Origin of the sequence: Planotetraspora sp. A-T 1434, from assembly GCF_025420585.1 — a bacterium.
Taxonomy (GTDB): domain Bacteria; phylum Actinomycetota; class Actinomycetes; order Streptosporangiales; family Streptosporangiaceae; genus JAOEGB01.
This window is the reverse complement of the sequence record NZ_JAOEGB010000033.1, coordinates 23,415-35,308: the sequence shown is the minus strand read 5'-3', so window position 1 is coordinate 35,308 and position 11,894 is coordinate 23,415. Positions and strand designations below refer to the sequence as shown.

General features: G+C 71.8%; 10 protein-coding genes. 3 read left to right on the top strand and 7 right to left on the bottom strand.

What is annotated here, in order from left to right; translation table 11 throughout:
• Nucleotides 1–99: 99 nt before the first annotated feature.
• Nucleotides 100–291, top strand: a complete 192-nt coding sequence (locus N5079_RS30980; RefSeq protein ID WP_261587719.1) for a DUF4236 domain-containing protein — start codon at nt 100–102, stop codon at nt 289–291.
• Nucleotides 292–371: 80 nt separating this feature from the next.
• Here N5079_RS30980 and N5079_RS30975 read toward each other — a convergent pair whose 3' ends face one another.
• Nucleotides 372–752, bottom strand: a complete 381-nt coding sequence (locus N5079_RS30975; RefSeq protein WP_261587718.1) for a hypothetical protein — start codon at nt 750–752, stop codon at nt 372–374.
• A gap of 107 nt (nt 753–859) precedes the next feature.
• A complete protein-coding gene (locus N5079_RS30970) occupies nt 860–3,616 on the bottom strand; it encodes an AfsR/SARP family transcriptional regulator (RefSeq protein WP_261587717.1) in 2,757 nt (918 codons plus the stop codon).
• Between the two features lie 68 nt (nt 3,617–3,684).
• Between N5079_RS30970 and N5079_RS30965 the strand changes: the two genes are divergently transcribed.
• Nucleotides 3,685–7,278 carry a WD40 repeat domain-containing serine/threonine protein kinase gene (locus tag N5079_RS30965; protein WP_261587716.1) on the top strand — a complete coding sequence of 1,198 codons (3,594 nt, stop codon included), beginning with the start codon at nt 3,685–3,687 and terminating at the stop codon, nt 7,276–7,278.
• A gap of 58 nt (nt 7,279–7,336) precedes the next feature.
• A complete protein-coding gene (locus N5079_RS30960) occupies nt 7,337–7,750 on the top strand; it encodes a CoA-binding protein (RefSeq protein ID WP_261587715.1) in 414 nt (137 codons plus the stop codon).
• 36 nt (nt 7,751–7,786) lie between these two features.
• On the opposite strand, the gene N5079_RS30955 is transcribed toward N5079_RS30960, so the two are convergent.
• From N5079_RS30955 to N5079_RS30935, 5 genes are all read right to left on the bottom strand, one after another.
• Nucleotides 7,787–8,968: a globin domain-containing protein gene (locus tag N5079_RS30955; RefSeq protein WP_261587714.1), complete on the bottom strand. Its 1,182-nt coding sequence runs from the start codon at nt 8,966–8,968 to the stop codon at nt 7,787–7,789.
• 69 nt (nt 8,969–9,037) lie between these two features.
• Entirely contained in the window at nt 9,038–9,466 is a 429-nt protein-coding gene (locus tag N5079_RS30950; RefSeq protein ID WP_261587713.1) for an RrF2 family transcriptional regulator, read from the bottom strand.
• A 36-nt stretch (nt 9,467–9,502) separates the two neighbouring features.
• Nucleotides 9,503–9,703 (bottom strand): response regulator transcription factor, encoded by a 201-nt coding sequence (locus tag N5079_RS30945; protein WP_261587712.1) that lies wholly within the window; start codon nt 9,701–9,703, stop codon nt 9,503–9,505.
• Nucleotides 9,704–9,898: 195 nt separating this feature from the next.
• The gene (locus tag N5079_RS30940; protein WP_261587711.1) at nt 9,899–10,837 is read right to left on the bottom strand and encodes an NADP-dependent oxidoreductase; all 939 of its coding nucleotides are present in this window, start codon (nt 10,835–10,837) and stop codon (nt 9,899–9,901) included.
• Between the two features lie 33 nt (nt 10,838–10,870).
• Entirely contained in the window at nt 10,871–11,671 is an 801-nt protein-coding gene (locus tag N5079_RS30935; RefSeq protein ID WP_261587710.1) for an alpha/beta hydrolase, read from the bottom strand.
• Nucleotides 11,672–11,894 lie beyond the last annotated feature (223 nt).

The following is an 11,894-nucleotide window of genomic DNA, read 5'->3' as shown; positions in this document are numbered from 1 at the left end:
AGCCGTACGGCGTGGCCGTGGGCCCAACCGGTGCCGCGATCGGCGTTTGTGATCGACATCCGGGGTAGCTGCCGTGCACTGAGAACCACGGAGGGTCACATGGGCTGGAGTTACCGTAAGTCGATCAAGATGGGGCCGTTCAGGCTCAACCTTTCGCGGGCCGGTGTCGGGCACAGCTACGGCGGCCGTGGGTTCCGCGTGACGAAGGCCGCCGACGGCCGGCGCACCGTCACGGTGAACCTCCCCGGTGGCTTCCATTGGAAGAAGACCCTCGGCGGCAGCCGCGGCTAGTTGGTCTGAGGCGCTGGAACACCGTGCCCTCCGCCGGTGTTCCAGCGCCTCGGATCTCGCGACCGTCTTCCGGCCCCGGCTCAGCAGTTGTGCAGGGCGGAGAACTTGCGCGGCCACGGCCAGGACCAGTAGTAGGTCTGGCCGGCGGCGTAGTAGGTGCACTTGAAGTCCTTGCCGTGCGCCAGGATCACCTTGAACCAGTGACCACTCCCGCACCCGTTGGTCACCTTGAGGTGGTCGGTGAAGCCGCTGTCGTTCAGCTTCCAGTGGACGCACCCGGGAAGGGGGCTGCGCGCCTGGGCGGTCGCCGCGGAGGCCGCTCCGCCGGTGAGCAGGAGCAGCGAGGTGGCTCCCACGGCGGCCGCGACGGAGGCGCGGGCGATCAGCCCTCGGTTCCGGCGAAGTGCCCGCGACCGGCCGGCCTGGCCGGCCTCGCCATGGAGGTTCGGAGCTGCGGTCATCGTCGTCTTCCTTTCTCTCGTGCTGCTGTCTGAGGGGAAGGTAGACGGGCGGGTGTTGAGGAAATGTTGAGGATTCGCTTAGGGGTCCACCGAGCGACCCGCCGAGCCTAGAGGCCCGCTCGTCGGGCCCTGGCGAGCACGTCGATCGTCCTCGTCCGGCCCTGCTCATCGGCCGCGCTCTCGAAGATCTCCAGCGCCTCCTCGGCGAGCTGTACGGCACGCAGTGGCATGCCGTCCGCGAGGTTCACCTCGGCCAGGGCGACCAGCGCGTGAGCGTCCAGAAGCCGGTCGCCGAGGCGGGCCGCGATGCTTCTCGCCTCCTGAGCCGCGTCCCTCCCCTCGGGGACCAGCCGCTGGGACAGGCGCACCGCGGAGAGCGCGAGCAGAGCGTCGGCCCGCTTGTGCCGGTCGCCGATGTCGGAGAGGACGGCCGCCGCCGCATCGAGCTGCGCGGCCGCTTCTTCGAGGCGGCCCGCGCGGTGCAGCACCGTCCCCAGAGCCAGGCGCGCGTCCGCGGCGCCGGTCGCGTCGGAGCGGTCGCCGGACCAGGCGAGGCAGGCGGTGAGGTCGCGCTCGGCCTCGGCCAGCCGGCCCTGTTCCAGGTGCACCTGGCCCAGCCTGCGCCTCGTGTGCGCCGCGTCGCGGACGCCGCCCGACCGCAGGAACATGGCGAGGGCGTGCCTGAGCCGGTCGTGGGCGAGGTCCCACCGCCGTTCGGCCCGGCTCAGGTCGCCCAGATCCCGCAGGACGAGCGCCTCGCCGCGGGTGTCCTCCGCCCGGCGTGCCGCGTCCAGGGCCAGCTCACCCGCGCGCCGCCAATCGCCGAGGAAACGGTGGCGTTCGAAGAACGGCGTCAGCAGGTGGGCGAGCCGCCAGGCGTCGTCCCAGAGCGCGGCCCCGTGCAGGTCTCCGATCAGGCTGACCAGGAAGGCGCGTTCCGCGATCAGCCAGTTCACCGAGTCGCGGATGTCCGTCGTGGACAGGAACGCGCCAGCCCCAGTCCCAGCTCCAGCCCCAGTCCCAGCTCCAGTCCCAGTCCCAGTCCCGGCGCCGGAGCCCGGGGAGAACCGCGAGGCGCAAACCATCGCCATGACCAGGGGCGACAGACGCGTGAGGGCCTGATGGACCCCGTCCGCGCCCGTCTCGGCGAGCAACCGCTCGCGCGCGTACAGGCGGGTCAGGTCATGGAGCCGGTAACGGACCTGGCCGGCGACGTCCACCACGTGGGTCTCCAGCAGGCCCGCCTCCACGAGGGTCTCCGCCTCCTCCCCGAAGTGCGCGGCCACCCAGTTGGCGAAGTCGGGGGCCGACAGCGCGCCCAGGAGGCGCAGCATGCGCCGCCCGCTCTCCGGCAGTCCTTCGTAGCCGACGGCGTACACGCTGCGGACGGTCTGGTCGCCGGAATGCAGCAGGTCGAGACGCCGATGCTCGTCCTCCAGGAGGCCGACCAGATAGTCGACCGTCCACCCGGGGCGGGCCGCCAGGCGAGATCCGGCGACGCGCAGCGCGATGGGCAGGCCGCCGCAGAACCGTGCGAGCCGGCGGGTGGCGGAACGATCCGCGGTCGCCCGCTCCTTGCCGATCAGCCGGATGAGAAGATCCACCGCGTCGTCCTCGGCGAGCACGCCCACGGGCAGCCGTTGCGCGTCGGTGAGGCCGCCCAGTGCGGACCGGCTTGTGACGAGCGTCAGGCAGGAGGTCAGCAGCGGCCGAACCTGGCCCTCGTCCGAGGCGTTGTCGAGCAGGACGAGCACCCGCCGGTTGGCCGTGTAGGCCCGCAGGAGCCTCTCCCGCTGCTCGACGGTCGCGGGCATCGCCTGGGCCGGGCAGCCCAGCCAGCGCAGGAAGTCCTCCAGGACCCCGGCCGGTTCCAGCGGCTCACCCCGGTCGCTGCGCAGGTCCGCGTAGAGGATCCCGTCGGGGAACCGCTCGCGGTGACGCCAGGCGGCGTGTACGGCGAGCGCCGACTTGCCCACTCCCGCCTGGCCGTGGATCACGATTCTGGCCGGCTCCCCTTGATCGGGCATCAGCCCGTCCAGGAGGCCCACCAGGTCGTCCCTGCCGGTGAAATCGGCCACGTCGTACGGCACCAGCACGGGGGGACCCGCCGACACGTGCAGTGAGACGTCGTCGTGGAGCAACCGGTGGTGCAGAAGCTGCAGCTCCGGATCGGGATCGATGGCGTGCCCGTCGCTGAGCGCGTCCCGCAGGCCGGCGTACGCGTCGAGCGCGTCGGCGCGCCGCCCGCTGCGGTAGAGCGCCAGCATGTACTGCCCCCTGAACCGCTGCCACAGAGGATGCAGCTCGGCGAGCCGGCGGAGCTCGGCCAGGACCTCCCGATGGCGGCCCGCCTTGAGATCCAGGTCGATTCGGCGCTCGACCGCCAGGAGGCGGAGCTCCTCCAGCTCCTCGCGCAGACGGCGGGTCTCCCTCCATCGGTGCCCGTCCGGGTCGACGTCCTCGAGCGCCGGGCCGCGCCACAGGCCGAGCGCCGCACGCAGCCGCTCGTGCGCCTGTTCGTCCCGCCCCGCCCGCGCCGCCCCCAGTCCCTCCGCGACGAGCCGCCTGAAGCGGTGCACGTCGATCAGGTCCTCGTCGACGGACAAGGTGTAGGTCCCGGACACCGTCGTGATGACGTCCTCGCCGATCAGCTGCCGGAGCCGGCCCACGTATCCGCGGACGAGGGAGTCCGACCGCTCGCCGTCCTCGCCCGGCCACAGTGACCGGCGCAGCAGCGCGAGGGTCATCGGCCGCCGTGGGCTGAGCAGGAAGACCGCCAGAAGATCTCGATGCTTGGGGGCGGTCGGGGTGTGGTCGCGCGTGCCGTCCCGCACCTCGAGCGCACCCATGATCCGAAATTCCATGACGGATTCCTTGATGTGCAGCAAGAATCGCGGAAAAGTGCCAAGCATTCATATCACGGGAGGATCCGGTGGCCCTGTCGCCGCTCACCCCCTCGGATCCGCACAGGCTGGGCGGCTACTGGCTGGCGGGCCGGCTCGGCGCGGGCGGGCAGGGCGTGGTCTACGAGGCGTACGGCGAGGCGGGCGAACGCGTCGCGGTCAAGGTGCCCCGGCTGGACGATCCCGCCTCGCGGGCCAGGCTCACCAAGGAGGCCGCGGCGGCGAGGCGGGTGGCGTCGTTCTGCACGGCTCGGGTGATCGAGGCGAGAACCGACGTCCCGGAGCCTTTCATCGTCAGCGAGTACGTCCCCGGACCGAGCCTGCGGGAGGTGATCGGAGAGGCGGGGCCGTACGAAGGGGACATGCTGCGGCGGCTCGCCATCGGGGTCGCCACGGCGCTGACCGCCATTCACCAGGTGGGCGTCGTGCACCGCGACCTGAAACCGGACAACATCATCCTCGGTCCCGACGGGCCGCGAGTGATCGACTTCGGGGTGGCACGGGAACCGGGGCTGCCGGGGACCACGACGGGGCCCCTCATGGGCACGCCCAACTACATGGCTCCGGAGGCCCTCGCCGGTCGTGGCGTGGCGGCTGCCGCCGATATCTGGGCCTGGGGGCTGGTCGTGTTGTTCGCCGCGCTCGGGCACGACCCCGTCCCCGGCCGGGAACCGTTCGCGGTCGTGACCCATGTCATGGGCTTCCGGCCCGACCTCAGCGGCGTGCCCGACCCGCTCAGGGGCCTGGTGGCGAGCGCGCTCTCGCAGGATCCCGCCGCGCGTCCGCCCGCCCGGGCCGTCCTGCGGGGACTCCTCGGAGGCCCGGACGGCGACCTGCTGCTCGCGGAGGGAGTCAGCGCGGCAGCGGGGGGACGGCGTCCCGGCGCGGGCGGCGACACCGAGCCCGACCTGGGCGCGATCGCGGAGGGGATCTACGAGCAGCTCTCCGAGAGCGAACGCGCCGCCGCGCCCGAGGTCTTTCTGCGGATGGTCACCGCCACCGAGGACGGTGAAGAGACGATCAGGCGGGTCTCCCGTGATGAGCTGCTGGACGAGCCGGGGAGCGAGGCGGCCGCCTCGCTCCTGGCCGTGTACGGCTCGGCCGGGCTCATCGCCGAGTCCGGCTCCGGATTCACACCGGCCCATCCCGCTCTGATCCGAGCCTGGCCCCGGCTGCGGAACTGGGTGGCGGACAACCGTCAGGGCCTGCCGATCCACCGGCGGCTCACCCAGGCGGCACGGTCCTGGGATCGCCACGGACGCAAGCCCGCCGACCTGCTCCAGGGTTCGGATCTCGACAGGACGCTCCAATGGGCCGCCGGTGAGCGGCGGGACATCACACTGATCCGGCTGGAGCGGGACTTCCTCGACGCGGCGTCCACGCTGATGAGGCGCCGGTCGCGGCGTCGCGGCATGCTGGCGGCGGCCCTCTCCGTCCTGCTGGTCGCGGCTCTCGCGGGGCTCGGGCTGGCCGAGTACCAGCGCCGGATCACCGACCGGGAGCGTGACGACGCGACCGCTCGCTCGCTCGCACTGCGCGCCGCCGACCTCCGCGAGAGCAGCCCCCGGATCGCCATGCTGATGAGCGTGGCCGCGTGGCGGCTCGCTCCGGCGCTCCCCGAGTCGCTCGGCGCGCTGTACGACTCGATGGCGCAGAGCGAGACGGACTCGTTCACCGACCCGGACGTGTCCAGCGACACCACGTACGCGACGAGCCGGGACGGCCGGACGCTCGTGGCCGTCCGCTCCGGGGTGGTCACATTGTGGGACGTGCCGGGACACCGGAGGCTTCGCCGGTTCTCCGGAGTAGGGGAGAAGGTGGTGAAGGCCGCCCTCAGTCCGGACGGACGTGTCCTGGCACTCCAGGACGATCACGCTGTGCGGTTGTGGGACGCCGCCGCGGGCACGGCGCTGGGAGGTGGCTTCGCGGGAGGAGCCTTCCGCGGCAACCTCGGCGTGTTGTCGTTCGACCCCGGCGGGCGGCGTCTCTCGATCCCTGAGGGGAGCGTCGCCGCGCGGTGGTGGGACGTCGGCCGCCGCGAACTGATCCGCGCCGGGTCGGGCGCCGGTGCCGACGCGGTCAACGCCGACGGGACGCTGGGCGTCGTGTTCTCCACGGGAGGCGGCCGGGCCGAGCTGTGGGATCTGAGATCGGGGCGGCGGCTCCGGGCCGGCTGGCTGCCCGCGAAGAAGAACATCAAGGACGCCGAGTTCAGCGAGGACGGGCGGGCACTCGCCGTCACGGAGAACATCCCTTCCCTGCACGGGCTGAGGCTGTGGCTGAGGGGCGTGCCGTCGGGAACGGCGCTGAGCGGAGACGGCGCCGGGCCGGTGTGGGACGATATCGCCTTCGGCTACCACGGCCGGTTCCTCGCGCTCTCGCGGGACAGGCACCTGATCGTCCTGCGCCTCGCGGACGGGCAGGTCGTCCTCCAGCGCGATCTGGGTGCGCCCGTGGAGGACCTCCGCTTCGACGAGGCGGACCGCGCCGTGCGGATCCTGACGGACGCCGGCACGGTCTTCACGGTGGATGTGAAGAGCCTGCTCGACCGGCCCGCGCTGCCCGGATCCCCGGACGGCATCGCCCGGTTGGGACCGGGTGGCCGGATGCTCGCCCTCTACGGCGCCGGTGAGGTGCGGCTGTGGGACGTGCGCGCCGCGCGAGGCGTCGGTCGACCCATCAAGCTGGACGGCTCCGCGTGGCAACGTCCCGCGCTCGCCTTCAGCGGGGACGGGAGCAGGCTGGCCGTCGGGGGAACCCTTCCGGACGGCTACGCCGTGCCCCGCGTCGCGGTGTCCGTGGTCGAGACGGCGACGGGGAAGACGATCGGCTCCTTTCCGGTCTCGAACCGGGAGGCGCAGGGGGTCGACGGCCTGGCTTTCAGCCCCGACGGCACCGGCCTCGCCGTGGCGCCCACGGCACTGGGGACCGAACTCCCCCTCGAACTGTGGACCGTGGACGGCGCAACGGTGAGAACGGTGAAGGGGGTGACCGGATCGGCGGCCATGGCGTACCGGCCGGACGGGAAGCTCCTGGTCGCGGGCTTCGCCCCCGAGCTGACACTGGTCGATCCGGTGAAGGCGGCGCGGATGCCGCGGCCCAGCGGGTCCGGGAGCCTCGCGTCCGGGCCCTACTCCTTCAGCCCCGACGGCGCACGCGTGGTGATCGGTGGCGCGGGGCTGTCCCTGTGGGATTCCCGGTTCAGGGGGAGCGCCGGGCCGCCTTTCGCCGGTGACGGCGGAATCTCCGCCCTCGTCTGGTCTCCGGATGGACGCATGGTCGCCTCCTACGAGGCCGGTGACGTCATCCGGCTGTGGGACATGGCCGCCGACCCGCCTCTCCCGCTGGGGGCCGTGTTCGACGGGCAGACCTCCGGCGGCCGGAGCGAGGGGGGATTCGGGCAGGACGCGGCGCTGGCGTTCGGCCCGGACGGCCGGACGCTCTACAGCGCGACGCCGGAGGGCGTGGTCCGGGCACACGTCCTCGACGGCGAGCGCGCCGCCTCGGTCGTCTGCGACCGGGCCGGGCAACCGCTGAGCCGGCAGGAGTGGAGGCGATACCTTCGCGAGGTGGAGTACCGCGACGTCTGCGGGCGTGCCGTAGCCGGTGGGGGCCTCCCGTAGCTGGAGGAACCCGTGTCGCCATGGATGACGCGAGAGCCTCGCGGTGTTGCAACGAGGCATGGGAGATCGCTTCGCGGATCGCAATGTCATCAAGCGGCTGCTCGAGGAGTCGCGCACCTGGGCGTTCGTGGGCCTGGCCGACAACCCCACCCGGACCGTCTACGACCAGGCCCGGCTGCTTCAGGGACGCGGCAAGAGGATCGTGCCGGTGCACCCGTCGGCTGAGACCGTCCTCGGGGAACGGGGTTACGCGACCCTCGCGGAGGTGCCGGGCCCGGTGGACGTGGTCGGCGTCTACCGGAGATCGGAGTTCGCCGGTGAGGTGGTCGACGAGGCCATCGCCGCCGGGGCGAAAGCCGTATGGCTGCCCCTGGACGTCGTCGACGAGGCCGCCGCCCAGCGAGCGCTGGACGCCGGCCTCGACGTCGTCATGGACCGCTGCCCCGGCGTCGAGTGGGCCCTGCGCCGCTGAACACTGCGCCGCTGAACACTGGGACGCTGATCGGTCTCAGTCCTGGCCGAGCCAGAGGTCGGGTCCGAACACCTCGTAGTGGATGTCCGAGGCGGGCACCCCGCGCCGGAGCAACTGGGAGCGGACGCTCCGCATGAACGGCACCGGCCCGCAGAGGTAGGCGACCACCCGCTCCGGCAGCTCGACCCGCGCGAGGTCGACCTGGCCGACGTTGGGCGCCGGGTCGCAGGCACAGCCGGGCGCCTCCTCGTACCACCGGTGCAGGGTGGCGCCGGGCAGGCCGTCGACGAGGCGCCTGAGCTCCTCCCGGTGAGGGTGGTCGGCCGGGGCGCGGTCGGCGTGGATGACGGTCACCTGTCGCGTGGACTCGGTGGTCGCCAGGTGGTCGACCATCGACAGGATGGGCGTGGCGCCGATCCCGGCCGAGGCGAGGAACAGCGGAGTGTCCCCCGGAGGCAGCGTCAGGTCACCGAAGGGAGCCGAGATCGTCAGCATGTCGCCGGGAAGGACGTTCGCGTGCAGCCAGTTCGACACCTCGCCGTCCGGGGCGGCGCCGCCGCGCACCCGTTTGACGGTTATCCGCCAGTCCTGCCGCTCGGGGGCGCAGGACAGGCTGTACTGCCGGATCTGGCGGGCGCCGTCGGGCAGGGTGACGGCCACGCTGACGTACTGGCCGGGCTTGAAGGACAGGGGCAGCCCCGGCCGCAGGGTGAAGGAGACCGCGTCCGGCGTCACGTTCCGCCGCTCTACCACCGTCGCCTGGAGCCACCCCACGTGCGAGTCGCGGCCGATCTCGGCCTCCAGGGCGATCAGCGCGTTCGCCATCAGCCAGTAGACCTCGTCCCAGGCCGCCGCGACCTCGGGGGTGACGGCGTCGCCGAGGACTTCGGCGATCGCGGCGAAGAGGTACTTGTGGACCAGGTCGTACTGGTCGGGGGTGATGCCGAGTGAGACGTGCTTGTTCGCGATCCGGGCGAGCATCGTGTCCGGCCGGTCGTCCGGGCGCTCCACCAGGATGGCGGCGAAGGCGGCGATCGAGCCCGCCAGCGCGCTGCGCTGCTCACCGTTGGCCTGGTTGCCCCGGTTGAACAGGTTGCGCAACAACTCCGGGTTGTCGGCGAACATCGAGCCGTAGAAGCGCGCGGTGATGTCCTCGATGGCGGCGCCGACCACGGGCAGGGTCGCGCGGACGATCGCGCTCGATTCCTGGGAGAGCATGGTTCCTCCAAATCAACATGTGATCTTCATATTTAATCCCGCGAGTGATGACTCGCCATGTGCCTCCGATCAGCTGAGGCCGAGCAGCACCGGCCCGGCCGGCGAGGCGACGAGGTCGTTCACCGTGAGCCGGTCGAGGGAGGCGTAGAAGGCCTGCTGGGCCTGGCGTAGCGCGCCGCGCAGGCGGCAGGCGGCCCGTAGCGGGCAGGGGGTCTCACCCTCGCAGGCGACGACCTCCTCTTCGCCTTCCAGTTCGCGGACGAGCCATCCGAGTGACGCCGAGCGGCCGAAACCGGTCAGTGCCAGGCCGCCGCCGCGCCCCCGGTGGGCCTCCACCACGCCGAGGTGCTGGAGCCGGGCGATCGCCTTGGCCGTGTGCGTGTAGGGGATGGCCATCGCCTCGGCCACCTGCCGGGTGGTGAGGGTCGTCCCCTGCTCCGTGACCGCCAGGCGCATGGTGACGCGCAGGGACAGGTCGGTGAACTTCGTTAGTCGCACACCATGACGCTAACAAATTGGAGTCTTGGATTCCAATTAATCCGGTGTGTCTCTCACCACTCCCCACAGTTGCGACCGCGACGTGATGCCCAGCTTCGGGAAGATGCGGTAGAGATGCGACCCGACGGTGCGGTGCGACAGGAAGAGCCGCTGCCCGATCTCCGGGCCGTCTCCTCCGCGAGCCGGCGGCCCTCCTGCGCCGCCTGCCTGGCGACGCTCAGGTTCCCGAGATGCCACGCGCTGCTCGCCCGCAGGACGAGCGCCCCGCGCCAGCGGGCCGAGACGGCCGCACCAGCGCGCCGCCTTGCCCGTGGACTCCGTCCAGTAACCGGTCGAGGAGGCGCGTTTCCCGCTCTCGTCCGTAGAGGGTAGGCCCCGCGCCCACCCAGAAATGGTCTCAGACCATGTTGAATGGGGCCAAACCAGGCGCGCTCAGCGGACGACGAGGATGGTCTTGCCGGGCGGGTGCGGCTGCTTGCCGCTCAGGAAGGCGTTCCGGCCCTCGGCGAGGGGGAACGTCTGGCTGACGACCGGCCGCAGCAGGCCGCCGTCCACCATCGTGGCGATGTGGGCCAGCTCGGGGCGGTCGGGCCGTACGACGAAGAACATCGCGTTGACGTCGTGCTTGTCGGCCAGCTCGGCGGGCGGCGGGGCGCCGAGCGTGACCAGGCGGCCGCCCCGGCGCAGGACGCCGAAGGAGCGCTCCAGGGTCGCGCCGCCGACGGTGTCGAGGACCACGTCCAGCCCGGAGGTGGTCTCGTCGAACGCCTCGGTGGTGACGTCGATGAAGCGCTCGGCCCCGAGCTCCTTCACCATGCCGGCGTGCACGGGTAGGTCGGTGGCGACGACCTGGGCCCCGAGGCTCGCGGCCACCTGTACGGCGTACACGCCCACCCCGCCGGCCCCGCCGTGCACGAGCACCTTCTCACCGGACGTGAGGCGGGCGTGGTCGGCGAGCGCCTGCCAGGCGGTGAGCGCGGCGAGCGGCAGCGCGGCCGCCTCCACGTGCGACACCGTGCGGGGCTTGTGCGCCAGGGCGTCCACCGGAACGGTCACGTACTCGGCGGCCCCGCCGTCGCGGGTGAACTCGATCAGCCCGTAGACCTCGTCGCCGACGGCGAAGTCCGTGACCCCCTCACCCTGCGCGGCCACGACTCCGGAAACCTCGTGCGAAGGGATGACCGGCGTCCGGTCCGCGCCCTGCTCATCGGTCCACGACTTGTCCCACAGGAGCTCGGTGAAGGTGATCGCCGCCGCGTGGACGGCCACGAGCACCTCGCCCGGCCCCGGGACCGGGACGGGGGCGGTCTCGTATACCAGCTGCTCCGGGCCGCCCCGGGTATGTGCTCGCAGCGCCATCATCGTGTCCATCGACAAACCTCCTCGCTTGATCGGTGAATGCTTTTAAAGTCCCTGCTTCCGCAGCCAGTCGAGGCAGGTGTCCGCGACCGCCCGCCATCCGCTGTCGATCGTGAGCGAGTGGCCGCGGTCTTCAAACTCGACGAGGTCCGTGACCGCCGTGGAGTGGCGGTACTGCTTCAGCGTCGACTTCGTGATGGCCTCCGGAACCGTGTGGTCCTGGCCGCCCATGATCAGCAGCAGCGGCCCGCGCTCGCTATTGCCGGTGTCGACCTTCGCCGGCGAGTGGAGGGAGAAGTTCGCCGCCGCGGCCTCGAACAGCGGTCTGCCCGGCGCCGGGATCGTCCAGCGCTCGTAGAGGGCGTCGGACTCCTCGGGGCTGACCGCGTTGCCGAAGCTGTAGCGGAACTGCTCGGCGGTGAGGGACACCGCGCGGTGCTTGTTCGCCGGGTTGCTGAACACCGGCAGGGTCGACTTCAGAGACGACAGGGGCAGCGGCAGCACGCCCTTGATCTGCGCCGCGTCGATGGCGATCGCGGCGGCCCCGTAGTTCATGCCGAGCAGCTTCTCGGCGATCATGCCGCCGAAGGAGTGGCCGATCAGGATCGGCTGCCGCGGCAGCCTGTCGATGATCGCCGCGTAGTGGCCGGCCACGTCGTCGATGCCCTTGTCGGCGATGTCGTCCGGGTCGGCGCGGGCGGCCTCGACGGAATCGGCGACGCCCGGCCAGCCCGGCGCGATCGGCTGGTAGCCCTCGGCCTCGAACAGGTCGACCCACGGCGCCCAGGAGCTGGCGTGCAGCCACAGGCCGTGGATGAAGACGACGGGAGTCGGTGCGCTGGTCATGGTGGTGGCCCGTTTCGCTGGGGAACATTATCTCTGAAAACAAGCGTGCCGGGACAGTCGTCGCGTCTGCTTCAGTCAACCGACTGATTCCGAAACCGTCATCGGCGGCACGGGGCGGTGCGGCGCTCCCGCCCCCGCCGTTGGGCCCCTCCGCCGTTGGGCCCCCTCGCCGTACCCTGCTCTGAACTGGCCTCCTACCTGCCGGGGCGTCCAAGCAGTGGCT